Origin of the sequence: Streptomyces sp. NPDC053048 (assembly GCF_044547045.1) — a bacterium.
Lineage (GTDB): Bacteria > Actinomycetota > Actinomycetes > Streptomycetales > Streptomycetaceae > Streptomyces.
The window spans coordinates 135,180-158,629 of record NZ_JBITZS010000010.1; the positions used below are offsets into that span (position 1 = coordinate 135,180).

At 72.6% G+C, this 23,450-nt stretch carries 25 protein-coding genes; 12 read left to right on the forward strand and 13 right to left on the reverse strand.

The window, feature by feature from the left end:
* Positions 1-65: 65 nt before the first annotated feature.
* Positions 66-1,439 (reverse strand): DUF3152 domain-containing protein, encoded by a 1,374-nt coding sequence (locus tag ACIG36_RS26405; protein WP_399932644.1) that lies wholly within the window; start codon positions 1,437-1,439, stop codon positions 66-68.
* Positions 1,432-2,418 carry an alpha/beta fold hydrolase gene (locus ACIG36_RS26410; protein WP_399932648.1) on the reverse strand — a complete coding sequence of 329 codons (987 nt, stop codon included), beginning with the start codon at positions 2,416-2,418 and terminating at the stop codon, positions 1,432-1,434. Before ACIG36_RS26410 ends, ACIG36_RS26405 begins: the two co-directional genes overlap by 8 nt.
* A 141-nt stretch (positions 2,419-2,559) precedes the next feature.
* Between ACIG36_RS26410 and ACIG36_RS26415 the strand changes: the two genes are divergently transcribed.
* From ACIG36_RS26415 to ACIG36_RS26430, 4 genes are all read left to right on the forward strand, one after another.
* Entirely contained in the window at positions 2,560-2,784 is a 225-nt protein-coding gene (locus ACIG36_RS26415) for a hypothetical protein (protein ID WP_399932650.1), read from the forward strand.
* A gap of 154 nt (positions 2,785-2,938) precedes the next feature.
* Positions 2,939-3,577, forward strand: coding sequence for a TetR/AcrR family transcriptional regulator (locus ACIG36_RS26420; protein ID WP_399932653.1), 639 nt, complete (start codon positions 2,939-2,941; stop codon positions 3,575-3,577).
* Positions 3,578-3,776: 199 nt separating this feature from the next.
* Positions 3,777-4,004, forward strand: a complete 228-nt coding sequence (locus ACIG36_RS26425) for a DUF3107 domain-containing protein (RefSeq protein ID WP_399932656.1) — start codon at positions 3,777-3,779, stop codon at positions 4,002-4,004.
* A 210-nt stretch (positions 4,005-4,214) separates the two neighbouring features.
* The gene (locus ACIG36_RS26430) at positions 4,215-4,496 is read left to right on the forward strand and encodes a hypothetical protein (RefSeq protein ID WP_399932659.1); all 282 of its coding nucleotides are present in this window, start codon (positions 4,215-4,217) and stop codon (positions 4,494-4,496) included.
* A 61-nt stretch (positions 4,497-4,557) separates the two neighbouring features.
* On the opposite strand, the gene ACIG36_RS26435 is transcribed toward ACIG36_RS26430, so the two are convergent.
* Positions 4,558-5,304: a ferritin-like fold-containing protein gene (locus ACIG36_RS26435; RefSeq protein WP_399932662.1), complete on the reverse strand. Its 747-nt coding sequence runs from the start codon at positions 5,302-5,304 to the stop codon at positions 4,558-4,560.
* A gap of 513 nt (positions 5,305-5,817) precedes the next feature.
* Between ACIG36_RS26435 and ACIG36_RS26440 the strand changes: the two genes are divergently transcribed.
* The gene (locus ACIG36_RS26440; protein WP_399932665.1) at positions 5,818-8,106 is read left to right on the forward strand and encodes a DEAD/DEAH box helicase; all 2,289 of its coding nucleotides are present in this window, start codon (positions 5,818-5,820) and stop codon (positions 8,104-8,106) included.
* A gap of 115 nt (positions 8,107-8,221) precedes the next feature.
* A complete protein-coding gene (locus ACIG36_RS26445; protein WP_399932668.1) occupies positions 8,222-9,133 on the forward strand; it encodes an alpha/beta fold hydrolase in 912 nt (303 codons plus the stop codon).
* Between the two features lie 215 nt (positions 9,134-9,348).
* Here ACIG36_RS26445 and ACIG36_RS26450 read toward each other — a convergent pair whose 3' ends face one another.
* On the reverse strand, positions 9,349-10,134 hold the full coding sequence (locus ACIG36_RS26450; RefSeq protein ID WP_399932670.1) for a VOC family protein: 786 nt from the start codon (positions 10,132-10,134) through the stop codon (positions 9,349-9,351).
* Between the two features lie 135 nt (positions 10,135-10,269).
* Complete coding sequence (locus tag ACIG36_RS26455) at positions 10,270-11,211, reverse strand: NYN domain-containing protein (RefSeq protein WP_399932673.1); 942 nt, start codon at positions 11,209-11,211, stop codon at positions 10,270-10,272.
* Positions 11,212-11,349: 138 nt separating this feature from the next.
* On the opposite strand from ACIG36_RS26455, the gene ACIG36_RS26460 reads away from it, so the two are divergent.
* Entirely contained in the window at positions 11,350-11,502 is a 153-nt protein-coding gene (locus ACIG36_RS26460) for a hypothetical protein (RefSeq protein WP_164737832.1), read from the forward strand.
* 129 nt (positions 11,503-11,631) lie between these two features.
* Here the strand turns inward: ACIG36_RS26460 and ACIG36_RS26465 are convergent, their stop codons facing one another.
* The 4 genes from ACIG36_RS26465 to ACIG36_RS26480 form a co-directional block, all read right to left on the reverse strand.
* Positions 11,632-12,237 (reverse strand): MarC family protein, encoded by a 606-nt coding sequence (locus ACIG36_RS26465; RefSeq protein ID WP_399932677.1) that lies wholly within the window; start codon positions 12,235-12,237, stop codon positions 11,632-11,634.
* 186 nt (positions 12,238-12,423) lie between these two features.
* The gene (locus tag ACIG36_RS26470; protein ID WP_399932680.1) at positions 12,424-13,287 is read right to left on the reverse strand and encodes a PHP domain-containing protein; all 864 of its coding nucleotides are present in this window, start codon (positions 13,285-13,287) and stop codon (positions 12,424-12,426) included.
* Positions 13,288-13,372: 85 nt separating this feature from the next.
* The gene (locus tag ACIG36_RS26475; RefSeq protein WP_399932682.1) at positions 13,373-14,014 is read right to left on the reverse strand and encodes a DUF6758 family protein; all 642 of its coding nucleotides are present in this window, start codon (positions 14,012-14,014) and stop codon (positions 13,373-13,375) included.
* A 114-nt stretch (positions 14,015-14,128) separates the two neighbouring features.
* Positions 14,129-14,725 carry a suppressor of fused domain protein gene (locus ACIG36_RS26480; protein WP_399932685.1) on the reverse strand — a complete coding sequence of 199 codons (597 nt, stop codon included), beginning with the start codon at positions 14,723-14,725 and terminating at the stop codon, positions 14,129-14,131.
* Between the two features lie 509 nt (positions 14,726-15,234).
* Between ACIG36_RS26480 and ACIG36_RS26485 the strand changes: the two genes are divergently transcribed.
* Complete coding sequence (locus ACIG36_RS26485; RefSeq protein ID WP_399932688.1) at positions 15,235-16,344, forward strand: magnesium and cobalt transport protein CorA; 1,110 nt, start codon at positions 15,235-15,237, stop codon at positions 16,342-16,344.
* 34 nt (positions 16,345-16,378) lie between these two features.
* On the opposite strand, the gene ACIG36_RS26490 is transcribed toward ACIG36_RS26485, so the two are convergent.
* Positions 16,379-17,341: a DMT family transporter gene (locus ACIG36_RS26490; RefSeq protein ID WP_399932691.1), complete on the reverse strand. Its 963-nt coding sequence runs from the start codon at positions 17,339-17,341 to the stop codon at positions 16,379-16,381.
* A gap of 61 nt (positions 17,342-17,402) precedes the next feature.
* On the opposite strand from ACIG36_RS26490, the gene ACIG36_RS26495 reads away from it, so the two are divergent.
* Positions 17,403-17,909: a hypothetical protein gene (locus ACIG36_RS26495; protein WP_399932694.1), complete on the forward strand. Its 507-nt coding sequence runs from the start codon at positions 17,403-17,405 to the stop codon at positions 17,907-17,909.
* A 10-nt stretch (positions 17,910-17,919) separates the two neighbouring features.
* Here the strand turns inward: ACIG36_RS26495 and ACIG36_RS26500 are convergent, their stop codons facing one another.
* Positions 17,920-18,705 carry a hypothetical protein gene (locus tag ACIG36_RS26500; RefSeq protein ID WP_399932697.1) on the reverse strand — a complete coding sequence of 262 codons (786 nt, stop codon included), beginning with the start codon at positions 18,703-18,705 and terminating at the stop codon, positions 17,920-17,922.
* A gap of 208 nt (positions 18,706-18,913) precedes the next feature.
* Between ACIG36_RS26500 and ACIG36_RS26505 the strand changes: the two genes are divergently transcribed.
* Genes ACIG36_RS26505 through ACIG36_RS26515 form a run of 3 tightly spaced genes read left to right on the forward strand, consistent with a single transcriptional unit; the run spans position 18,914 to position 22,001 of the window.
* On the forward strand, positions 18,914-20,212 hold the full coding sequence (locus tag ACIG36_RS26505; RefSeq protein WP_399932700.1) for a magnesium transporter MgtE N-terminal domain-containing protein: 1,299 nt from the start codon (positions 18,914-18,916) through the stop codon (positions 20,210-20,212).
* On the forward strand, positions 20,199-20,798 hold the full coding sequence (locus ACIG36_RS26510; RefSeq protein WP_399932703.1) for a DUF1003 domain-containing protein: 600 nt from the start codon (positions 20,199-20,201) through the stop codon (positions 20,796-20,798). Before ACIG36_RS26505 ends, ACIG36_RS26510 begins: the two co-directional genes overlap by 14 nt.
* 42 nt (positions 20,799-20,840) lie before the next feature.
* Entirely contained in the window at positions 20,841-22,001 is a 1,161-nt protein-coding gene (locus tag ACIG36_RS26515; protein WP_399932705.1) for an Mrp/NBP35 family ATP-binding protein, read from the forward strand.
* 89 nt (positions 22,002-22,090) lie between these two features.
* On the opposite strand, the gene ACIG36_RS26520 is transcribed toward ACIG36_RS26515, so the two are convergent.
* Together ACIG36_RS26520 and ACIG36_RS26525 are read right to left on the reverse strand one after the other, a co-directional pair.
* Positions 22,091-22,789: a hypothetical protein gene (locus tag ACIG36_RS26520; protein ID WP_399932708.1), complete on the reverse strand. Its 699-nt coding sequence runs from the start codon at positions 22,787-22,789 to the stop codon at positions 22,091-22,093.
* 119 nt (positions 22,790-22,908) lie between these two features.
* Positions 22,909-23,343: a sec-independent translocase gene (locus ACIG36_RS26525; RefSeq protein ID WP_399932711.1), complete on the reverse strand. Its 435-nt coding sequence runs from the start codon at positions 23,341-23,343 to the stop codon at positions 22,909-22,911.
* Positions 23,344-23,450: the final 107 nt, after the last annotated feature.

Genomic DNA, 23,450 nt, shown 5'->3' on the forward strand with positions numbered 1-23,450 from the left:
GCGAGGAAGCCTGAACGAATTTTCGGCCCAGGGCAAAGGTGTCTCACATCCGGAGACGGATCGTCTCAGGATGAGGGACGGTCCGGGTCCGGGTGCGGCCAGGCGTTGGGCCGGCAGGTCCTGCCGTCTGTGGTGAGGAACTTGGTCTGCTGCATCATCACGGGGGCGAGCGCGCCCTCCTCCGAGCAGGACTCGTGGTCGCGGCCGAGCCGGTGGCCCACCTCGTGGTTGATCAGCATCTGCCGGTAGAGGTGCATCCGCTCGCCGTAGGTCTGCGAGCCCTGCGCCCAGCGGTAGGCGTTGATCATCACCCGGTCGGTGGCGGCCGAGTCGCAGGAGACGTTGTCCTCGGTGGTGTCCAGGCCGGACTTGGCGCACCAGGTGGCCGTCGTGCGCGGGCTGGCCAGGGTGACGACGAAGTCGGCGTTGCCGGAGGAGACGCGCTCGAAGGTGCGCTTGCCGCCGTGCCCCCAGCCGCGTTCGTCGTTGAGGGTCTTGTGGACGGCCTCCGCGAAGAGCGTGCCGTCCAGCGGCAGCCCCTTCTCCACGTCAACGCGGTAACGGAGGATTTCCCCCTTACCAGGAGCCTTCTCCTCGCCCGCGACGGCCCGGAATTCACCCGAGGCGCCGGCGGAGGTGTCCAGCGGGTACTTGTGCGCCATCTTCTGCTCGTACGTGGCGGGGAGCGTGGCGCCGCCCTTGGGCGTGGGTCTGCTGTCGGAGCGGGAGGCGACGCCGGCGCCGCCGCGCCGGGCGGCGTCCTCGGAGCGTGCCTGCGCCTTGCTGTCGGTGCTCTCCTCGACCTGTCCGGCCACGGTGACCGCCAGCACGGCCGTCACCACGGCCGCGGCCACTCCGGTGACCGTACGGGCCACCGCCCTGCCGGAGCCGCGCGAGCCGCTGCCGTCCCGGGCCGCCGCCCGGCTCGCGGCCCGCCCGGCGGGCCGGCCCGGCTCGCGCCCCGGCTCGGGCACCCGCCCGAGCACGACGGCGGCGTCGAGGCCGCCGGGGGCGAAGCCGGTGGAGGAGTGCGTGGGCCCGGCGGGCGCCGGAACGGAGGGGCCCGCTTCCTGGGCGCGCTGCGCGCCGATGACGCCCCAGCCGGCGGCCGGATCGCGCTGGTCGCCGAGGACGCCGAGCGCGTCGTCCCGCACCCCGTTCCGTCCGGGCCCGGTGCCGGTGCGCAGCCCGGCGCTGAAGCCCGCGTCGTAGTCGGGCCCGAAGCCGGCGTCGAAGGCGGCCGCGAGCACCGCGGCGTCGTCGCCGGAGGCCACGCCGCGCCTGCGGCCGGTGCCCGGTCCGGGAACCGGCGGCAGCGTGCCGGAACCGTGGTCCGCCGGACCGCGGCCTTCCGGGGCGCGGCGGCGGCCGGGACCGGGGGCGGCGGCAGCGGCCGGTCCCTGGCGGGCCCGGTCGGCACGTGCGCTGTGTTTACCCACGGGGCGAGGCGCTCCGTTCAGATGTCGTGGCGGTATCCGCGAGCAGTTCCCGGAAGGCGTGAGCCACCACGTCCGGGTCCTCCATCATCGCGACATGACCCGCCTCCAGGAGCGTCAGCAGCCGCGAGTCGCGGAATGCCCTGCTCGCGCGGCGGGCCATACGGATGGAGACGAGCTGATCGCGCACTCCGTACACCAGCAGGGTAGGGGCAAGGACCTTCTCCGCCTGACGCCACAGCGAATGCTGTCCGCCGAGCGTGTAGGCGTCGACGATGCCGCGCGCCGAGCGGGCCATGACCTCCCAGAAATAGGGGAGCTCCAGCCGCCGCTCGTACTCCTCGACCGCCAGGGCGAACCCTTCGGGCGTCACCCGGGCGGGGTCGCCGTAGCACAGGGCCAGCACCTCGCGGGTGCGCCGCTCGGGGGTCCAGTCCTTCGTCATCCGGGCGAAGAGCGAGACGACGCCCGGCACGGCGAGCAGCCCGGTGGGCACCGCCGTGCGCTGCGGTCTGAGCTCGGGCAGGGCGGGCGAGACCAGGGTGAGGGTGCGCACCAGGTCCGGGCGGACGGCGGCGACGCGGGTGGCGATGGCGCCGCCCATGGAGTTGCCGAAGAGGTGGACCGGCCCGCGGCCCGAGGCGTCGAGGTAGCGGATGACCACGCGCGCGTAGGCGGTGATGGAGTAGTCGCCGTCCGCCGGGGGCGGCGCGTCGCCGAAGCCGGGCAGGTCCAGCGCCTCGCCGTCGACGGCGTACTCGAGCCGTTCCATCAGCTCGGACCAGTTCTGCGACGAGCCGCCGAGGCCGTGGACGTAGAGCGCGGGCGGCAGCCCGGGGGCCGCGGGCGGCCGGGAGCGCACGCTGAGCGTGATCCCGGGCAGGGTGACCGTGCGCACCTTCTCACCCTCGCTGACCTGCGAGGACCGGGTGGGTGGCACCACGGGCACGGCGCGGGCGTCCGGCGACTCGGTCGAAGACATGCGGGCAATGTTACGAGACGATCACGCCGACCCCCTTGTGGCGGCCGTCACAGATCGCCTGGCGGCGCGCGTCCGTGTCTCCTAGGCTCGTACCAAGGAGTACGAGGGCGCTTCATCCTGGATGCTGGAAAGGGATCCCGCATGCCTGTCGACCCGACCGATCCGGACACCTTCGACGAGCTCGACGCGGAGGACGTCACGGAGATCGACGTCGAGGCCCCCGAGGCCGACGCGCAGGAGCAGACCGCCGATCTCGCGCCGCAGCACGACGAGGTCCCGGTGGGCGCCGACCCCGACTCGGCGAACGAGGCGGACCGTGCGGAACAGGCCCGGGTGGTGGAGATCGACGAGGACGATTACCGGTAGCCTGCGGCGCCCTGTGCCGGTTGTCGGGCTTTGTCGGCTTCCCACAGCGTCCGGTCCGTGAAATTCTCCGCTCCGACCACGCACGGCCCGGTTACCCAAAAGTACGATGGCGGGCGCGGTGCACACCGTGCACGGAACAATCATGGGAGGCGGCGTGACAGCCATCGAGCAGACCGAGGCGCGCCCGCGAGGCACGCGCCTGCCGCGCCGAGCCCGACGCAACCAGCTCCTGGGCGCCGCGCAGGAGGTCTTCGTGGCACAGGGCTACCACGCGGCGGCGATGGACGACATCGCCGAGCGCGCGGGCGTCAGCAAGCCGGTCCTCTACCAGCACTTCCCGGGCAAGCTGGACCTCTACCTGGCCCTGCTGGACCAGCACTGCGAGAACCTGCTCCAGGCCGTGCGCACGGCGCTCGCCTCCACCTCCGAGAACAAGCAGCGCGTGGCGGCCACCATGGACGCCTACTTCGCGTACGTCGAGGACGAGGGCGGCGCCTTCCGCCTGGTCTTCGAGTCCGACCTCACCAACGAGCCGGCCGTGCGCGAGCGCGTCGAGCGGGTCTCGCTGGAGTGCGCCGAGGCGATCAGCGACGTGGTCGCCGAGGACACCGGCCTGTCGAAGGACGAGGCCATGCTGCTGGCCGTGGGCCTGGGCGGTGTCTCGCAGGTGGTCGCCCGCTACTGGCTCTCCAGCGAGAGCACCGTGCCGCGCGAGACGGCGGTCCAGCTGCTGACCTCGCTGGCCTGGCGGGGCATCGCGGGCTTCCCGAAGGTCGCGCACGAGCAGCACTGAGCCCACCGGCCCCGGCTCCGGCCCCGGGGCCTGACGCGCCTGAGCCGTATTCCCCGCCGCGTGTTCGCTGCGAGCGTGCGGGGGACCGGCCCGGCCCGCCGCGTCCCGGGCTAATGTGTGGAACGTACGGCGCGGCTGACCGCGCACCCCTCCCCCGGGCCCTGCCCAGGGGGACCGCCAACCTTCGGAGGGACAGGCCGTGGAGGTCAAGATCGGCGTGCAGCACGCGCCCCGCGAGATCGTTCTGGAGAGCGGGCTCAGTGCCGAGGAGGTCGAGCGCACGGTCTCCGAGGCGCTCTCCGGCAAGGCGCAGCTGCTGGCCCTGGTGGACGACCGCGGGCGCAAGGTCCTGGTTCCGGCCGACCGGCTGGCCTATGTCGAGATCGGTGAGCCCACCGTCCGCAAGGTCGGCTTCGGCGCGATGTGACACGCGTCGACCGGACGTGAACGGCGGGGCTTCGGTGCGGAATTCACCGGGGCCCCGCCGTCGTCGTACGGCGGCCCGTCACCCGGTCCGGCGTACGTCCCGGCGCGTGCGGGACGAGATCGGAACGAGGGTTGTCCGGGGCGGTCCTGGGGTAAGACCGCTACGACCGATTTGCACCCCGCTTCTCGGCCACCTCGGGAGGGAATGACCATGATCCTCTGGGAAGCGCTCGGCTCGGTCCTCATCGGCCTCGCCGTCTCCTACGGAGCCCTGCGCTGGCTTCCCGCGCGCTACGGACAGTTCCGCTCCCGCCTCCTGGCCCTGGCCACCGGGCCGGGCGCCGCGTTGTTCGGCGCCCTGCTGGGCCACTCGGCGCTGGGGCCGGGCCACACACTGGCGGTGCTCGGCGTGTCGCTGGGCGTGTGCGTGGCGCTGGTCTCCCTGCTGCTGCGCCCGGCGAACCGGGCCCCCCGCCGATCAGCCACGGCCTGAGAACGGACCGGCGGGATCCGGTTGGTGCGCGTTGTTGTCCGTACCGCTACCGCGCCCTCTGTTATGCCGCCAGGCCCAGCGCGGCCATCCGCTTGGTGTGCGCCTCGGTGATCCGGGAGAACATCTTGCCGACCTCGGCGAGGTCGAAGCCGTCGGCCACGCCGCCCACCAGCATGGTCGACAGCGCGTCCCGGTCGGCGACCACGCGCTGCGCCTGGGAGAGCGCCTCGCCCATCAGCCGGCGCGCCCACAGCGCCAGCCGGCCGCCGACGCGCGGCTCGGCCTCGATGGCGGCCCGGACCTTCTCGACAGCGAACGTGGCATGCCCGGTGTCGTCGAGCACCGTCAGCACCAGCGCCCGGGTGTCGGAGTCCAGGCGGGCCGCCACCTCGCGGTAGAAGTCACTGGCGATCGAGTCGCCCACGTAGGCCTTGACCAGGCCCTCCAGCCAGTCCGACGGCGCGGTCTGGCGGTGGAACTCGTCCAGGGCGGCCGCGAAGGGCTCCATCGCGGCGGTCGGCTGCACGTCGATGGCCTCGAGCCGGTCCCGCAGCCGCTGGAAGTGCTGGAACTCGGCGGAGGCCATCTTGGCAAGGGCCGCCTTGTCGTCCAGGGAGGGCGCCAGCTTGGCGTCCTCCGCCAGCCGCTCGAAGGCGGCCAGCTCGCCGTAGGCGAGAGCGCCGAGGAGATCCACGACGGCCGCCCGGTACTGCGGGTCGGCGGACGCGTGGGCCCAGTCCTGGGCGGCGATTCCGGTGGGCTCAGCGGTGGGCTCGGTGGGGTTCTCTGGCGTGTCGGGCGTCTCCATGCAGCGAACGATAGCCCGCCGGGCGACACGCCGAAGCCCCTGGTCAGACACTTCCTCCGGATCCGGACACGGGATTGTCCGGACACACATGCGCCTTTCCGGGGTACAGTGGTAATAGGCCAGTCGAGTATTCGACGGGCCGAACTCATGCTGAGTCTTCTGGGGGCGCGTCTCCGGAGCACCAGCGGATGCCCGGTCGGTGGCCCGATCGGCTTCCACAAAACCGACCGCCCTCCGCGGTACGTACGAGACGTACGCACATCTGGAGGGATCCGCTAGCGGCACGTGTGCTCGAGCGAAGGCAGTGGTCCCGCGCCACCCGGCCAGCCAAGGCCGGGTTCGTCACCCGGCGCGGTCAGTACGTCACTTTCGTACGACCCCCTTCGCGCGCCTCGCGCCGCGTCTCACAGAAGAGGCAAGATTCTGTCCACTTTCCGCGAACTCGGGATTCTGTCCGAAACCGCCGAGGCGCTCGAGGCCGTCGGCATCGTGCATCCGTTCCCCATCCAGGAGATGACGCTCCCGGTCGCCCTCTCCGGCTCCGACGTCATCGGCCAGGCCAAGACCGGCACCGGAAAGACCCTGGGCTTCGGCCTGCCCCTGCTGGAGCGCGTCGTGGTCCCCGCCGACGTGGAGGCCGGCCGGGCCAGGCCCGAGCAGCTGACCGACGCGCCGCAGGCCCTGGTCGTCGTCCCCACCCGCGAGCTGTGCCAGCAGGTCACCAACGACCTGCTGACCGCCGGCAAGGTCCGTAACGTCCGGGTCCAGGCCATCTACGGCGGCCGCGCCTACGAGCCGCAGGTCGAGGCGCTCAAGAAGGGCGTCGACGTGATCGTCGGCACGCCCGGCCGACTGCTGGACCTCGCCGGCCAGAAGAAGCTCAGCCTGGCGCACGTCAAGGCGCTCGTCCTGGACGAGGCCGACGAGATGCTCGACCTGGGCTTCCTGCCCGACGTCGAGCGCATCATCACGATGCTGCCGGCCAAGCGCCAGACCATGCTCTTCTCGGCCACCATGCCGGGCGCGGTCATCTCGCTGGCCCGCCGCTACATGTCGCAGCCCACGCACATCCGCGCCACCTCGCCGGACGACGAGGGCCAGACGCACGCCAACATCACCCAGCACGTCTTCCGCGCCCACAACATGGACAAGCCGGAGATGGTCGCCCGCATCCTGCAGGCCGAGGGCCGCAACCGCGCGATGATCTTCTGCCGGACGAAGCGGACCGCCGCCGACATCGCCGAGCAGCTCACCCGCCGCGGCTTCGCCTCCGGCGCGGTCCACGGCGACCTGGGCCAGGGCGCCCGCGAGCAGGCGCTGCGCGCGTTCCGCAACGGCAAGGTCGACGTCCTGGTCTGCACCGACGTCGCCGCCCGCGGCATCGACGTCGACGACGTCACGCACGTCGTCAACTACCAGGCGCCCGAGGACGAGAAGACCTACCTGCACCGCATCGGCCGCACCGGCCGCGCGGGCAAGTCGGGCACCGCCGTCACGCTGGTCGACTGGGACGACATCCCGCGCTGGAAGCTCATCAACAAGGCGCTGGACCTGCCGTTCGACGAGCCGGAGGAGACGTACTCCACCTCCCCGCACCTCTACGAGCTGCTGAACATCCCCGCCGGCACCAAGGGCATCCTGCCGCGCTCCGAGCGGAAGCTCGCCGGGCTCGCGGCGGAGGAGATCGAGGACCTCGGCGAGCCGGGCGGCCGCGGACGCGGCCCGAAGCGGGGCGAGGAGCGCTCGGAGCGTCCTGAGCGCACCCGTACCCCGCGCCAGCGCCGCCGTACGCGCGGTGGCGCGGCGGTGTCGTCGGCCCCGGCCGCCGTGCCGGCCGAGCCCGCCGCCGAGCAGGTCTCGTCGTCGGGTGCCCCGGAGACCCCGGCCCGTCCGCGCCGCCGGCGCCGTACGCGCGGTGGGGCGGGTGCGGCGCAGGCCGTCGTCGCCGCGCCGGTCGCGACCGTGGTGGAGGAGGCTCCCGCCGCTCCCGCACCGGTCGTGGAGGTCCCGGCTCCGGCCCCGGCCGTGGAGCCGGAGGCTCCGGCCAAGCCGAAGCGCACGCGCAGGACGGCCGCGAAGAAGGCCGTCGCCCCGGTGGAGACCGCCGAGGCCGTGACCGAGGCCGTGACCGAGCCGGTCGCCGAGGAGAAGCCCAAGCGCGTCCGTAAGACCGCCGCCAAGAAGGCCACCGCCGCTGTGGAGACGGCCGAGGCCGTGACCGAGGCTGCCGTCGCCGAGAAGCCGAAGCGCGTCCGTAAGACGGCCGCCGCCAAGGCCGAGGTCGCGGTCGACACCGCCGAGGGCGCCGAGGGCGCCGAGGCCATCGCGGAGAAGCCCAAGCGCGTCCGCAAGGCCGCCGCCAAGAAGGCCGTCGCCCCGGTGGAGACGGCCGAGGCCGTGACCGAGGCGGTCGCCGCGGAGAAGCCCAAGCGCGTCCGTAAGACGGCCGCGAAGAAGGCCGCCGCCCCGGTGGAGACCGCCGAGGCGGTCGAGGCCGAGGCCAAGCCGAAGCGCACCCGGACGGCCAAGAAGGCCGCCGCGGCCGTCGAGGTGGCCGAGGGCGCCGAGGCCGTCGCGGAGAAGCCCAAGCGCACGCGCAAGGCCGTCGCGAAGAAGGCCGAGGCCGCGGTCGAGCCGGTCGCGGAGGAGAAGCCCAAGCGCACCCGCAAGGCCGCCGCCAAGAAGACCGCCGCCGCGGTCGAGGTGGCCGAGGGCACCGAGGCCGTCGCCGAGAAGCCCAAGCGCGTCCGCAAGACGGCCGCCAAGAAGGCCGCCGCCCCGGCCGAGGCCGCCTCGGCGTAACGCCGCCGGATGCCGACGCACCGGACGGGCCGCCTTGTGCGGCCCGTCCGGCGTTTCCGGGCTCTCCTTCCGGGCCCTGCGGCGCTCAGGGCAGGGCCGGCGTTAGCCTCGTGACATGAGCAGGCCGCCTTTTCTCACCTTGCCCCCGTGCGCCACGGCGTACCGCCTCACCACCGCACGCGGCGAGTTCGCCGTGCACGACGCGCGTCCGGGTGCCGCGGTGACGCCCCTCGGCACCGTCCTGCTCGTACCCGGCTTCACGGGCAGCAAGGAGGACTTCATCGGCCTCCTCGAGCCCCTGGCGGCCGCCGGCTACCGGGCCGTGGCCGTGGACGGCCGCGGGCAGCACGAGACGCCCGGCCCCCGCGACGAAACCGCCTACGCGCAGGACGAGTTGGCCCGCGACGTGCTGGCCCAGGCGGCGGCCCTCGACGAGGGCGCGGACGGGAGGGGCGTCGGGAGGGGCGTCCACCTCCTCGGCCACTCCCTGGGCGGCCTGATCACCCGGGCCGCCGTCCTCGCCGACCCGGCCCCGTTCCGCTCGCTGACCGTCATGAGCAGCGGCGCCGCCTCGATCTCCGCCTCCCAGCAGGCCCGTACCCGGCAGCTGCTGCAGGCCCTGACGGTGCTGGACATGGAGGGCGTCTGGCAGGAGATGCAGCGCCAGGACGCCGAGAACGCGGCGGCGAACGGCACGGCACCGGCGCTCGCGGAGTTCCTGCGCCGGCGCTGGATGACGACCGTTCCGGAGCAACTGATGGCGACGGGCCGCCAGTTGATCGAGGAGATCGACCGCACGGTGGAGCTGGCGGCGGTCGCCCTGCCCAAGCACGTCATCTCCGGCGAGCTGGACTACGCCTGGCCGGTGCCGCGGATCACCGAGATGGCGCTGGCGCTGTCGGCGCACCGGACGATCGTGGCGGGCGCGGGCCACTCCCCCAACGCGGAGCGTCCAGCGGCGACGGCGGAGGCGTTGATCGGCTTCTGGCGCACGGCGGAGACGGTCCACGGCGCGGACGGCCCGTGACGCCTTCGGGCACGGCCCAGGACACGACCCGGAACACGGCCTGAGGACACGCCCTAGGGCGTGTCCGATGGGTCGGTGCGGGTCCTGCGGCGTCTGGTGCGGTGCATCGCAAGGCGGAGCATCTCCCGCGTACTGGGCGTACTCGGGTGATGCGACAACGCGGCGAGGTGCCGTGCCAGGCGTCGCAGGGCCCGCGCTGACCCATCGGACATGCCCTAGCAGGTGCTCCGCTCGGTCACCGTGAACAGGCCTCCCTCGGGATCGCGCAGCGTCGCCTCCCGGCCCACCTTGGAGTGGGTCGGCTCGGCGACCACCGCGCCGCCGGCCGCGAGGGCGGCCTCGACGGCCTTCTCGACGTCGTCGACGCGGAAGTACACGTGCCAGCGCGGCCGGATTCGGGGATCGGGGTCGGCCTCGATGGCTCCGCCGCGCAGGCAGGCCACGGTGTGGCCGCTCGCCCGTACCGTGACCATCTCGTCCTCGTAGCGGACCTCGCAGCGGTCCGGCCGGTCGACGGCCCAGTCGAAGATCTCGCCGTAGAACATGGCCGCGGCGAAGGCGTCCCGGGTGCGCAGCTCCAGCCAGGCGGGGGCGGAGCCCTTGCCGATGCCCCAGTCGGGCACGTTGCGTCCCTCCCAGAAGCCGAAGACGGCTCCCGCCGGGTCCGCGGCCAGCACGACGCGGCCGGTGCCGACCGCGAGCGGCCCCACGGCCACTGTGCCCCCGCGCTCCCGTACCCGTGAGGCCACCTCGTTGGCGTCGCCGACGGCGAAGTACGCCGTCCAGGAGACGCCCACGCCCATGCTGCGGGCGACGTCGGTGAGGCCGGCGACGGGTTTGCCGTCGGCGACGGCCACGGAGAAGCCCTCGCCGAACGATCCGGTGCGGAAGGTCCAGCCCAGTACGGCGCCGTAGAAGTGCTGCGCCGTGCTGAGGTCAGCGGTCAGCAGGCTCACCCAGCAGGGCTGGCCGAGCCCCACCACGCGGTCGGTGGCCGCCATGGCCGATCGCCTCGTCTCTGTGTCGGATGCGCCTCTGTGTCGGATGCGCTGAATACGTCGAATGCGTCGACTGTCAGGGTTTCACTCGTCTCCCGCCCGCGCATTCCGGCACGCGCGGCACGCCGCCAGTTCGTCTCAGAACTGCGTCCGCAGGTGGTCCCAGAAGCCGTCCCGCAGCGCCCGGCGCAGGTCGGCGTGGCCGCGCAGGGACAGCCCCAGCAGTGCCTCGGCCTCCACCAGAAGCTCCTGGTCGGCGGCGCCGGGGAGGTAGGGGTGGCCGGGCAGCAGCTCGGCGAGCGAGGCGCGGCCGCGCTGCCCCAGCCACTGGGCCGCCACCCGGGCCCCGACGAAGCGCACGTCGTCGCGGCCGGGGACGGGCGCGGACGGCCGGCCGTGCTCCTCGGCGGCGCCGAAGGGCTGCTCGTGGAGGGTGCGCCGGGTCACGTACGGCTTGCAGAACTCGAGGTCGAAGGTGCGCTGGCTGTCGACCTCCCACAGCAGCGCTTCGGCCTGGTTGCGCCCGCCGGGGGCCTCGATGCCCCACAGGTGGACGCGGGCGCCGTAGCCCTGCGCGGCCTCGACCGCCGAGACCAGGTCCTCGTCGCCGCCGATGAGCACCGCGTCACTGATCGCCCGGTGTCTGGCCAGCGACTCGAGGTCGGTGCGGATGAGGGAGTCGACGCCCTTCTGCTGGTTGTTGGCGTTGAGGTTGCCGAGGCGGACCTTGACGTCGGGGAGCTCCGCGATGCCCTGCTGCTCGGTGGTGTGGATGCGGCGGCGGGCGCCGTCGTACCAGTAGACGCGCAGCAGCCTGCTGTCGGGAAAGATCGAGCGGGCCTTGTCGATGAAGGCCTCGATCAGGCCCTCGGCGTCCAGTTCGAACGTCCGGCGGTCCTCGGTGCCGGTCACCAGCCGGCCCGCGGCGGCGTAGACGTAGCCGGCGTCCACGAAGACCGCGTGGGTCGCGGGCGTGGTGGCGACCTCGGCCAGGACCCGGGTGAGCAGCTCGTTGGTGCGCTCGATGCCCGCGGCGATCTCGGCGAGCGCGGGCGGCTCGGCGGGCTGGTAGTTAGACATATCAACAATTTCTTTAGCGTAGGGAATGTTTGCTGGGGTCTCCTCGTTGGACACGTATGAAACGCGCCGCACCGTCGCCGCGCGCGTCACTGTTCATAAAAGTTCTCCTCAGGAGGATCAGACGAAGGGAGAAGTGCCTTGCGCTTCGAAATCATGCGCCTGGACGACGTCGACGGAACCGCCGTTGACAGCACCGTCGTGGACGCCGCCTCCGTCAACCGGATCGTGCAGCAGGCCGCCTCGATAGGCCAACGCATCTACATCCGCCCGGCCGACTCCTCGGTCCGGTAACGCTTCACCCGCCTCCGGGTGCGCGACACCCCCGTACGGAACGTCCGTACGGGGGTGTCGCGCGTGTGGTGTCTGACGTGTCGTGGTGCGACACCTCAGCGCTTGCTCAGCGCTTGCTCAGCGCTTGCCTCAGTGCTTGGCGATCACCTGGGTGATGCCGTTGATGATCTGCTGGACGGCCAGCGCCGAGAGCATCATGCCCGCGAGCCGCGTCACCAGGACCACGCCGCCGTCCTTGATCACGCGGATGATCAGCAGCGAGTTGCGCATCACGAACCACAGCACCACATGGATCGCCGCGATCGCGCACCACACCGAGAACTGTGCCTGGAACGAGTCGGCGTGCTGCACGGCCAGGATCACCGAGACGATCGCACCGGGCCCGGCCAGCAGCGGCATGCCCAGCGGCACCAGCGCGACGTTGACGTCCTTCGTCTGCGTCGGCTCCTCGGACTTGCCCGTCAGCAGGTCGAGCGCGATCAGCAGAAGGAGCAGTCCGCCCGCGATCATCAGCGCGGGGGTGGTGATGTGCAGGTAGTCCAGGATCTGCTGGCCGCAGATGCCGAAGACGGTGATCACGCCGAAGGCGACCACGGCCGCCTGCCAGGCCATCCGCTTCTGGACCTTGACCGGGCGGCCCGCGGTCAGGGCGAGGAAGATCGGCGTGATCCCGGGCGGGTCCATGATCACGAAAAGGGTGAGGAAGAGGGATCCGAAGACAGCGATGTCGAACACAGTGAGGGCCTTGCGGGTGTGGAGCGAGCAGAGAGGGGGACAAGCGGAGGGGGTGGGTTCGTACGCCGCCGTAGGCCGGGTGCGGCAGGACGGCGGGTGCGGGCGTACGGACTCCGGGCGACGGCCCATGGGGCAGCGGCGCCCGGGATGCCGGGGAAGGACGTACGGGTCCGACGCGCGCGGCGGTCAGCCGCCGGCGCCCGGGACGGGGAAGGCGCCCGTCGCGCGGCGGGTGATCTCGCCGTAGATTTCCGGGTCGGTCGTGAACTCGCCGAGCCGGCAGGTCTTGCGGCTGCCGTGGTAGTCACTGGAGCCGGTGGTCAGCAGGCCGAGCTCGGCGGCGAGGCCGCGCAGCCGGGCGCGCGTGGTGTCGTCGTGGTCCATGTGGTCCACCTCGACGCCGTCCAGTCCGGCCGAGGCCAGCTCGGCTATCGCGCCCTCGGAGACGCAGTTGCCGCGCTGCAGCGCGAGCGGGTGCGCGAGCACGGTGACGCCGCCGGCGGCCTTGACCAGCCGGATCGCGTCGAAGGGGTCGAGCTCGTGCTTCTCCACCCAGGCCCGGCCGTGCCCGGCGAGCCACTCGGGGGTGAAGGCGTCGGAGACCGTGTCGATCACGCCCAGCTCGACCATGGCGGTGGCCACGTGCGGGCGGCCGACGGCGCCGTCCCCGGCGATCTCGGCGACGCGCTCCCAGGTGACGGGTACGTCGAGCTCGTTGAGCTTGGTGACCATGGCCTTGGCCCGGGGCACGCGGTCGTCGCGGACGAGCTCCCGCTCGCGGGCGAGCTCCGGCTCCAGCGGGTCGAAGAGGTAGGCCAGCATGTGCACGCTGAAGCCGCCGGGGCCGTTCAGCCTGCAGGAGAGTTCGGCGCCGGTGACCAGGGTGAGCCCGGCGGGCAGGGCCGCCATGGCCTCCGCGTGGCCGCCGACCCCGTCGTGGTCGGTCAGGGCGACGACGTCCAGCCCGGCGGCGGCCGCGTTGCGGACCAGCTCGGCGGGGGTGTCCGTACCGTCCGACGCCGTGGAGTGGGTGTGCAGATCGATGCGCACGACGCTGCTCCCAACGGCGGGTGGAACGGACTGGACCGGTTCAGGATAACCGCCGCCCGCCTGTGATCCGGCGCCCGCGGGCCGCTCAGGGCGACAGGATCCGTGGTGACAGCGCCCCGCAGGGCAGCAGGTCCACCTCGGCGCCGGCCTCGCGCAGATCCGTCAGCACGAGTTCGTCGTACATCAGCAGCCCCGAGCTCTCGGGCCACACGATCGCCCACAGCCACAGCCCGCGCGCCTCGCCCGCGAAGACCGCCCGGTCGGTGGGCGCGTCGTCGACGTGCCAGAGGGGGGTGGGCCGGCCGGCGGCGTGCACCTTGGCGTGCGGGGAACGGTCCACCGCCAGGCGGGGGCCGGGGTCGGGGCCGTCGATGCCGGCGTAGCGGGAGCCGAGACCCACGCCCAGTTCCTCGGCGACGAGCAGCAGCTCGCCGGGGCCGCCCAGCGGGCTCGGGCCCGAGCAGGCGACGGCGGTGGCCCGACCGCCGCTGCGGTCGTCGCCCGCGCAGACCACGCCGGTGAACAGCCAGCCGACGGGCAGCGGCCAGGGCATCCAGACCGGCACATGGGCCCGGTTCACCACGACGGCGAGCGCCTCGACGCTCGGGGGGACGACGGGCTGCAGAGGGTGCACCGTGCCGTGCACGCCGCACTGCCAGGAGTCGGCGAAGAGACCGGGCGCTCGCACCCGGCCACCGCACTTCGGGCAACTGGGTTCGCCCCTCATAGCCTCCAACGGTCCTACCAGGCCGCCCCCGCGTCAAGGACGATCACCCGTCCGGAGTCGAGGCCTCCGCACGGTTTTGGCCTTCCTCGCCGCGGGCCGCTCGGGGACCCCCGGTCAGTCCAGCCGGACCCCGGCCCGCAGCGGGTCGCGCAGGTCGGTGCCGTGCCGCAGCCACCGCTCCTCCAGGGCCGCCGCGCCCTGGACGCGCTTCCACGCGGCCTCGTTGGGCGTCATCGGCAGCAGGGGGAGGAAACGGACGGGATCCATGGGCGGATCCAGCTCCAGGTCCTCGACCAGCCCGCCGGACTCCGCGACCAGCACGGAGGTGAAGGACGCGCCCGGCCACAGCGGCTCGCCGGTGTCGAGGGAGGCTCCGGGTGCCACCACGACGCCCTCCACCTGGGGTGACGCGGCGAGGACGGCGAGCGGGCGCAGGACCTTGTCGGTGTCGGCGCGGCCGGCGCGTACGGAGAGGACCAGCTCGGCGCGGGGGCCGCGCAGCGGGTCGGCGACGGTGGCGGTGGGGTCGGTCATGGGCTGTGCGGACATGCCGAGGGTGACGTAGCGGACGATGTCTCCGCCGTCGTCGGCGGCGCCGAAGCGCAGGACCTCGATCCGGTCCGCGCCCAGGAAGGTCACCGCGGCCCGCGCGTCCGGGGTGCCGAGCGCCATCAGCAGCCTGGCCTCGACCAGTGCGAGAACATCTGACATGCCGTGAGCATAGAACGCGTATCGAACGGGCAAAGCCCGGCCACGGGGGCCCTTGACGTGCCGGGCGGCTGCTAGCCTTGACTCGCCTCGACCTTTGGTCAGGGCATTACGTTCGTCCCTCAGCGGGGACCGGCCGGAGGAGGTGGGGCTGCGGTGGATCCTAGTCGACCGTGCAGTACCGACAGTTCTCCCGTCTTCCCGCTCCGGACGCACTTCACGGTGTGATCTGAAGCCTTCCGCGACCGGCACCGCGTGCCGACGTCGCCAGCGGAAGTCCCTTCACCTCCGCGGCACTTGACGGAAGAGCGCCCGCCTCCCGCTTTGTTCCGTGTTCCGAGCGTTCTCAGCGGTTTATGCAAAGTTTTTCCGCGAACGCCGTCAGCCCCGCGCACCACCGCACGAAGCGCCGCCCGATTTGCGGACGTATTCCACGCCACCACGTCCACTATTTCAGGCAGCGCTTGCGCTCCGCGCCCGGCGCTGGCGGCCGGCCCGTGAAGGAGCCAGCCATGTCGATGATCCGCGACCTGCGCGCCGCCGTCCGACCCGCCCTGCGCCGGGTGCCCGTCCAGGGCGGCGTCTACGACGCCACGCGCGACCCCTCCACCAGCAGCGCGGTCGTCGACTGCGCCGTCTACCGTGACGGCAAGCGCGTGAGCGAGCACGTCGGCCCCGCCGAGGCGCTGCGCCGGGTGCGCGCCGAGGGCGGCTTCGCCTGGATCGGCCTGCACGAGCCGGCCGAGCACGAGTTCGCTGGCATAGCCCGCGAGTTCGGGCTGCACCCGCTGGCCGTGGAGGACGCGGTCCACGCCCACCAGCGGCCCAAGCTGGAGCGCTACGACGACACGCTCTTCACGGTCTTCAAGACCATCCACTACGTCGAGCACGCCGAACTCACCGCCACCAGCGAGGTGGTGGAGACCGGCGAGGTGATGTGTTTCACCGGCCCGGACTTCATCATCACCGTCCGGCACGGCGGCCAGGGCTCGCTGCGGGCACTGCGCCACCGGCTGCAGGACGACCCCCAGCTGCTGGCCAAGGGCCCCTCGGCCGTGCTGCACGCCATCGCCGACCAGGTGGTCGACGGCTACATAGCGGTCGCGGACGCCGTGCAGGACGACATCGACGAGGTGGAGATCGACGTCTTCTCCGACCCGGGCAAGGGCTCCCGCCGGGGCGGCGACGCGGGCCGCATCTACCAGCTCAAGCGCGAGGTGCTGGAGTTCAAGCGGGCCGTCACCCCGCTGATCCGGCCGATGCAGCTGCTGAGCGAGCGGCCGATGCGGCTGGTCGACCCGGACATCCAGAAGTACTTCCGCGACGTCGCCGACCACCTCGCGCGCGTGCACGAGCAGGTGGTCTCCTTCGACGACCTGCTGAACTCCATCCTCCAGGCCAACCTGGCGCAGGCGTCCGTCGCGCAGAACGAGGACATGCGCAAGATCACCTCCTGGGCGGCGATCTTCGCCGTCCCGACGATGATCGCCGGGATCTACGGCATGAACTTCGACGTCATGCCGGAGCTGCGCTGGAAGTACGGGTACCCGGCGGTGCTGATCGTCACGGTCGCGATCTGTGTGACGATCCACCGCGGGTTCAAGCGGAACGGGTGGCTTTAGGGGGCGGCGTTGGGCCGACCCCTATGGACACGCCCTAGACGCCGGTCTCCGGGGGGACGGCCACAGCCTCCTGGCGGCGCCGGTCTCCCATGATCACCAGGACGAGCCCCGCCATGATGACGGCCAGCGCGGGGTAGGACTCGGCCGGCGGCACCTGACCCAGCCACAGCGCCGCGATGAGCGCCGCCCCGGGCGTCTCCAGCAGGATCGCCGTGGACGTGACGGACGGTCCGAGTCCCTTGACGACGCGGTTGATCAGCGAGTGCCCGAGCAGCTGCGCGGTGAGGGTCAGCACGGCCAGCTTGAGCCAGGTCTCGCCGCTGTAGCCGCCGAGCCGGGCGCCGCTGACCAGGCAGGCGATCAGCAGCAGCACGGTCGTGGTGGCGTAGCAGACGTACGTGTAGACGGTGGTGCTCACCGTGCGCCGCACCTCCGCGCCCAGCAGGACGTACCCGGCGCCCGCCATGCCGCCCGCGAGGGCGAGCGCGTCCCCGGCGAGGGCGCGCGGGGACAGCGACAGGTCGACGCCCGTCAGGATCACCACGCCCAGGAACGCGAGCGCGGTGCCCGCCCAGACCAGCGCGGGCGGCCGGTGACCGCGCAGCCGCAGCAGCAGCGTGGTCCAGATGGGGGTGGTGGTGACCAGCGCGGTCGAGGAGGCCACCGAGGTCATGTGCAGACTCGGCAGCCACACCCCGAAGTGGAGCGCGAGCAGCGCGCCCGCCGCCACGGCCAGCAGCACCGCCCGGCGCCCGGCGGCGCGCAGCGCGGCGCGGTGCCGCAGCAGGACGAGGGGGCTGAGCGCGCCGACGGCCATGGCGTTGCGCCAGAAGGCGATGGCCAGGGCGGGGGCCGCGGTGGCGGCGATGAGCGGGGCGGAGAGGGAGACGCCGGCGATGGCGATCGCGAGGAGGACGAGGTCGACGCGCACGGGGGCGCGCGCGGACACGGCGGGGGCGATCGGTGGGGCGTCACGGCGCGCACGGGCGGCTCTCACGTCCTCAGCCTAGGCGCAGCCGCCGCGCGGCCGCTCGTGGCGGGCGCCTTAAGGTAAGCGCATGACGCTGACGCAGGCACTGATCGAAGAGGCCACGAAGAAGTCCGGCCTGATCTGGGTGCAGGGCCCTGCCGGGCCCAGCCGGGCCCTGTGGCATGTGTGGCACGAGGGCGCCGTGCATCTCGTCGGCGGCCCCGGCGAGCAGCCGGTGGACGATCTCGGGCTGACCGAGGGCGCCACGGCGACCGTCACCGTGCGCAGCAAGGACAAGGGCGGCCGCATCGTCGCGTGGACGGCGACCGTGAGCGAGCTCGCGCCGCGCGGCGAGGCGTGGACGGCCGCGGTGGCCGAGCTCAAGGGCAAGCGCCTGAACGCGCCGGACGCGGAGCGGCTGGAGGAGCGCTGGGCCGAAACGTGCCGGGTGCTGCGCCTGGCGCCGACGGGCGCGTCCGCCGAGCTCCCGTCGGACTCGCTGGCGGCGACCCCGCTGCCGACGCCGGCGACGACCCGTCACCCGATGCCGGCGGCGCTCCCGCGCCTGCTGCGGCGGGGCCGCAAGGGCCGTTGATCCTCGGGCCTCAGCTCCCGCTGGGGATCCGCAGCTGCTTCCCGTAGTCGACCGTCTGCTTCTTGTCGGGCACGGCGAGCGCGAAGTCCTTGCCCCACGAGTCCAGCTCCAGCTGCCCGGCTCCGCCCGCGCGCTGCACGCGCAGCGGGTACGGCGTGCCGACGAGCGAGACGTCCAGCGTGCCGCCCCCGCCGTTGGCGCCGTTGACCCGGACCGTCTTCACGCCGCCCACCGTGCCGCGGTCGCCGCGGGTGAGCCTGCCCTGCAGGCCGATGAGGCCGTCGAGCAGCACGTCCTTGTCGGTGAAGCCCTTGAACTGCTGGTAGGAGGGGTCGTCGGAGGGCACCTTGACGTATTTGTCGTCGAGCTTGCCGGCGGCCGCGGCGGCGTCGCCGGCCTTCGAGGCGGTGCTCTTCGGCGCGGGCGAGGGCGAGGACGCCGCCGCCTTGGCCCAGAACCCGGCCGGGGCCTTGAGGTACAGCTCGTCGCCCACCCGCAGCAGCTCGAACGCGCTGGCGTCGGAGGAGGACGAGACCCGGCCGAGGCCTCCGTTCTTCTTCAGCCGCATGTCGATGCGGTACGTCCGGCCCTGGCTGACGACGTTGCCCGACAGATGCACGGCCTCCGCGCCGCGCGCGGCCGCTCGGGCCTTGTCCTGGATGGCGGCGGGCTCGAGCTTGCCGACTCCGTTGGTCCCCGCGTCGGGGTCCTCGGGGGTGCTGCTGCCGCAGGCCGTGAGCACCGCGGACAGGCCGACGCACAGGGCCCCCACGAGAGCCGTGTTACGGGTTCGCACGTCTGCTCCTGCCTCCTGTTACCGGTGGGATACGGCGGCAGCGTACCCGGGCCGCCGAAGAGCGGAAGCCCAGAGTCCGTGCCGGGCGCGTAGGGATTCCGTACGGCCCCCGCTCCCCGGCGGGGCGAAGCCGGTCACGTTAGCCTGAATCGGACATGGGTCTCGGTTCGAGGCCTCGGATCCCGGTCACGGGAGGAGGTACGCGGCCATGGCAGCAGGTGCCCCGCGGGTGTTCGTGTCGCACCTGTCGGGGGTGGCCGTCTTCGACCCCAACGGCGACCAGGTGGGCCGCGTCCGCGACGTCGTGGCGATGCTGCGGGTGGGCGGCCGCCCGCCCCGGGTGCTCGGGCTCGTCGTGGAGGTCGTCAGCCGCCGCCGGGTCTTCATCCCCATGACCCGGGTCACCGGCGTGGAGTCCGGCCAGGTGATCACCACGGGCGTGGTGAACATGCGGCGCTTCGAGCAGCGCGCGACCGAGACGCTGGTCCTCGGCGAGCTGCTGGACCGGCGGGTGCGGCTGGTGGACGGCGGCGAGGAGGTGACGGTCCTCGACGTGTCGCTCACCCAGCTGCCCGCCCGCCGTGACTGGGAGATCGACAAGGTCTTCGTCCGCCGCGGCAAGGGCGGCGCACTGCGCCGCAAGGGCGAGACACTGACCGTCGAGTGGTCGGCCGTCACCGGCTTCTCCCTCGAGGAGCACGGGCAGGGCGCGGAGAACCTGCTGGCCACGTTCGAGCGGCTGCGGCCGGCCGACCTCGCCAACGTCCTGCACCACCTCTCCCCCAAGCGGCGCGCGGAGGTCGCGGCCGCCCTCGACGACGACCGGCTCGCGGACGTCCTGGAGGAGCTGCCGGACGACGACCAGATCGAGATCCTCGGCAAGCTGAAGGAGGAGCGGGCCGCCGACGTCCTGGAGGCCATGGACCCCGACGACGCCGCCGACCTGCTCTCCGAGCTGCCCGAGGAGGAGAAGGAGCGGCTGCTGACGCTGATGCAGCCGGACGACGCGGCCGACGTGCGCCGGCTGCTGGCGTACGAGGAGCGCACGGCGGGCGGCCTGATGACCACCGAGCCCATCGTGCTGCGCCCGGACGCGACCGTCGCCGACGCGCTCGCCCGGGTCCGCAACCCCGACCTCTCCCCCGCGCTCGCCGCCCAGGTCTACGTCTGCCGCCCGCCGGACGAGACGCCCACCGGCAAGTACCTGGGCACCGTGCACTTCCAGCGGCTGCTGCGCGACCCGCCCTTCACCCTGGTCGCCTCGCTCACCGACACCGACCTGCGCCCCCTGCCCCCGGACACCCCGCTGCCGGCCGTCACCAGCTACCTGGCCACGTACAACATGGTCGCCGCCCCCGTCGTCGACGAGAGCGGCTCGCTGCTCGGCGCGGTGACCGTCGACGACGTCCTGGACCACCTGCTGCCCGAGGACTGGCGCGAGACCGAGCTGCACCACGGCGCGCCGGGCATGACCGAGCTACCGGAGGACGTCGATGGCGGGCGATGACCGAGGACGCGAGTACGGGCTGCTCCGCCGGGAACGGGACGACCGCGCCGACCAGCTCGAGCGCGCCAAGGCGGTGCCGCTCGCCGACCGGCGGATCCGGCTCGACCAGCCGAAGGCCAAGCGGCGCGCCTGGCTGCCGGAGTACGACCCGGAGGCCTTCGGCCACGCCTCGGAGCGGATCGCCCGGTTCCTGGGCACGGGACGGTTCATCGTCTGGATGACGGTCGTCATCGTCCTGTGGGTGGTGTGGAACACCTCGGCGCCCGAGCACCTGCGCTGGGACTCGTACCCGTTCATCTTCCTGACGCTGATGCTCTCGCTGCAGGCCTCGTACGCGGCCCCGCTGATCCTGCTGGCGCAGAACCGGCAGGACGACCGTGACCGCGTCAACCTCGAGCAGGACCGCAAGCAGAACGAGCGGTCGATCGCGGACACCGAGTACCTGACGCGGGAGATCGCGGCGCTGCGGATGGGGCTGGGCGAGGTGGCGACCCGGGACTGGATCCGCTCGGAGTTCCAGGACCTGGTCAAGGAGCTGGAGGAGCGGCGGGTATTCCCGCGGGAGAGTGAGGAAGGCGACCGCTGAGAGGCTTTCCCCGGTGCCTGGGCAGGGCCGTACCATCGACGTATGGCTACCGACACGTACGGAACCGCCGCGCCGAGTGAGGACGCGATCCGCGCCGCGCTCGCGACGGTCAACGACCCCGAGATCCAGCGACCCATCACCGACCTGGGGATGGTCAAATCGGTCGAGATCGCGGCGGACGGTACGGTCGCGGTGGCGGTGTACCTGACGGTCGCCGGCTGCCCCATGCGGGACAAGATCACCTCGCTGGTGAGCGAGGCCGTCGCCCGCGTCGAGGGCGTGGCCGGCGTCAGCGTCGAGCTGGACGTGATGAGCGACGAGCAGCGGCGCGAGCTCGCGTCCTCGCTGCGCGGCGGGCAGACCGAGCGCGAGGTGCCGTTCGCCAAGCCGGGCTCGCTGACCCGCGTCTACGCGGTGGCCTCCGGCAAGGGCGGCGTCGGCAAGTCCTCGGTGACGGTCAACCTGGCGGCGGCCATGGCGGCCGACGGGCTGAAGGTCGGCGTCGTGGACGCCGACATCTACGGCCACTCGGTGCCGCGCATGCTGGGCGCCGAGGGCCGGCCCACCCAGGTCGAGAACATGATCATGCCGCCGTCGGCGAACGGCGTGAAGGTCATCTCGATCGGCATGTTCACCCCGGGCAACGCGCCGGTGGTCTGGCGCGGCCCGATGCTGCACCGGGCGCTGCAGCAGTTCCTGGCGGACGTCTACTGGGGCGACCTGGACGTGCTGCTGCTGGACCTGCCGCCGGGCACCGGCGACATCGCGATCTCCGTCGCCCAGCTGGTCCCCAACGCCGAGATCCTGGTGGTGACGACGCCTCAGCAGGCCGCCGCCGAGGTCGCCGAGCGCGCCGGCTCGATCGCCGTGCAGACCCACCAGAAGATCGTCGGCGTCGTGGAGAACATGTCCGGGCTCCCCTGCCCGCACTGCGACGAGATGGTCGACGTCTTCGGCACGGGCGGCGGCCAGACGGTCGCCGACGGCCTGACGAGGACCACGGGCACGAACGTCCCGGTGCTCGGCGCGATCCCGATCGACGTCCGGCTGCGCGAGGGCGGCGACGAGGGGAAGCCGGTCGTGCTCAGCGACCCGGAGTCCCCGGCGGGCAGCGCACTGCGGGCCATCGCGGGCAAGCTCGGCGGCCGCCAGCGCGGCCTGTCGGGCATGTCGCTGGGCATCACACCGCGCAACAAGTTCTGACGACGGTAGGGACGACGGTACGTGCGTAAGGGGCGCCCTCCCATGGAGGGCGCCCCTTACGTCTGCCGAGGGCTTGCGTCTGCCCGGCGTCAGTCCTGGTACGTGGCGATGTCCTTGATCACCGAGAAGCCCATCCCATAGGCGCTCATCCCCCGCCCGTACGCGCCCAGGTGGACGCCGCCCTCCTCGGGCGAGCCGGCCAGCACCCAGCCGTACTCGGACTCGCGGTAGCGGAAGTCGGTCGGCACGCCGTCCACCGGCAGGGACAGCGACGACCACGGGCCCTCGTCCAGGTGGTCCGCCAGCTCCCAGGCGAGCGCCGTCTGCTGGTCCAGCCAGTCCTGGCGCAGGGCCCGCTCCATCGCGGCGGGCCAGGTGCACGCCAGCAGGCCGGAGCCGGCCAGCCAGGCGGCCGAGGAGACGGACGTCGCCTCCAGCACGCCCGTGCCGTCGGCGCTGCGCCGCACGGGGCGGCTGGCGACGGTCACCACGACCGCGAAGCGCTGCTTGGCGGCGCCCGGGTCGGTCCGCTCCATCCGCAGCGTGGGTTCGGTGCCGTGGCCGGTGGCACCGTGCTCCACGGTGCCGTCGGCGGCGGCGCCGACCTGCATCAGCCAGCGCGGCCCGGTGTAGGCCTCGTCCAGGCCGTACCACGGGAACGACGCCAGGAGATAGCCGTCGACCGAGCGCCGGGTACCGGGCCCGTCCTGCTGCGCTCCCTGCGCGTCCACGGCGGACGCGTCGGCCGTTCCGGCCCCCTGCGCCCCCACCCGACTCGTCGTCTCCATCTGCGCGGCGCCTCCTCGTAGCCCCGGACGTCGTGGGCGCGCCGGCTCGTCCCGCGCGACGACACCCCGAACAAAGGGAGGATAGCCACCCCCGTCAATGGGGCACGGCAAACACGGGCTCAGGTGGCGTCGGCGTCGAAGGGCGGCCGCTCGCCCTCCTGGACCTTCTCGGGCTTCTTGAGCAGGTCCGGAGTACCCGATCCGGTGGTGGACGAGGACGGCGTCTCGGACGTGCGACCGTGCACCGCGTCGGTGACCTCGGCCATCTCGGCCTTGAAGTCGAAGCCGTTGCGGATCTCCTTCAGCCCCAGCTCGTCCTTCTCCAGCACGTGCTTGCGGACGAAGGTCTTGGGGTTGAGGTCCTCGAACTCGAAGTCCTTGAACTCGGGGCCGAGCTCGGAGCGGATGTCCTCCTTGGCGCTGTCGGAGAACTGCCTGATCTTGCGCAGTGTGCGCGACACATCCTGGATCAGCTTCGGCAGCTTGTCGGGGCCGAAGATGAGCACCGCGAGGACGACGAGCGCGACCAGCTCGAGGGGTCCTATGTCGAGCACGTTGCACAGCTCCTTGTGGCGTCAGTGGCCATGGGTCCAGGCCGTCTATCACGGTACCTGGCCCAGAGGGGCAGATGGGAGACACCTCGGCCAATATCGGGCCAAGG

What these genes read in the sequence shown, in the direction of transcription:
- ACIG36_RS26495 (WP_399932694.1), top strand. Translation starts at nt 17,403, where the DNA reads ATGACGCTGACGCAGGCACTGATCGAAGAGGCCACGAAGAAGTCCGGC.
- ACIG36_RS26480 (WP_399932685.1), bottom strand. Translation starts at nt 14,725, where the DNA reads ATGTCAGATGTTCTCGCACTGGTCGAGGCCAGGCTGCTGATGGCGCTC.
- ACIG36_RS26410 (WP_399932648.1), bottom strand. Translation starts at nt 2,418, where the DNA reads ATGTCTTCGACCGAGTCGCCGGACGCCCGCGCCGTGCCCGTGGTGCCA.
- ACIG36_RS26515 (WP_399932705.1), top strand. Translation starts at nt 20,841, where the DNA reads ATGGCTACCGACACGTACGGAACCGCCGCGCCGAGTGAGGACGCGATC.
- ACIG36_RS26455 (WP_399932673.1), bottom strand. Translation starts at nt 11,211, where the DNA reads ATGTCTAACTACCAGCCCGCCGAGCCGCCCGCGCTCGCCGAGATCGCC.
- ACIG36_RS26445 (WP_399932668.1), top strand. Translation starts at nt 8,222, where the DNA reads ATGAGCAGGCCGCCTTTTCTCACCTTGCCCCCGTGCGCCACGGCGTAC.
- ACIG36_RS26505 (WP_399932700.1), top strand. Translation starts at nt 18,914, where the DNA reads ATGGCAGCAGGTGCCCCGCGGGTGTTCGTGTCGCACCTGTCGGGGGTG.
- ACIG36_RS26510 (WP_399932703.1), top strand. Translation starts at nt 20,199, where the DNA reads ATGGCGGGCGATGACCGAGGACGCGAGTACGGGCTGCTCCGCCGGGAA.
- ACIG36_RS26475 (WP_399932682.1), bottom strand. Translation starts at nt 14,014, where the DNA reads ATGAGGGGCGAACCCAGTTGCCCGAAGTGCGGTGGCCGGGTGCGAGCG.
- ACIG36_RS26520 (WP_399932708.1), bottom strand. Translation starts at nt 22,789, where the DNA reads ATGGAGACGACGAGTCGGGTGGGGGCGCAGGGGGCCGGAACGGCCGAC.
- ACIG36_RS26485 (WP_399932688.1), top strand. Translation starts at nt 15,235, where the DNA reads ATGTCGATGATCCGCGACCTGCGCGCCGCCGTCCGACCCGCCCTGCGC.
- ACIG36_RS26450 (WP_399932670.1), bottom strand. Translation starts at nt 10,134, where the DNA reads ATGGCGGCCACCGACCGCGTGGTGGGGCTCGGCCAGCCCTGCTGGGTG.
- ACIG36_RS26415 (WP_399932650.1), top strand. Translation starts at nt 2,560, where the DNA reads ATGCCTGTCGACCCGACCGATCCGGACACCTTCGACGAGCTCGACGCG.
- ACIG36_RS26430 (WP_399932659.1), top strand. Translation starts at nt 4,215, where the DNA reads ATGATCCTCTGGGAAGCGCTCGGCTCGGTCCTCATCGGCCTCGCCGTC.
- ACIG36_RS26440 (WP_399932665.1), top strand. Translation starts at nt 5,818, where the DNA reads ATGACGCTCCCGGTCGCCCTCTCCGGCTCCGACGTCATCGGCCAGGCC.
- ACIG36_RS26435 (WP_399932662.1), bottom strand. Translation starts at nt 5,304, where the DNA reads ATGGAGACGCCCGACACGCCAGAGAACCCCACCGAGCCCACCGCTGAG.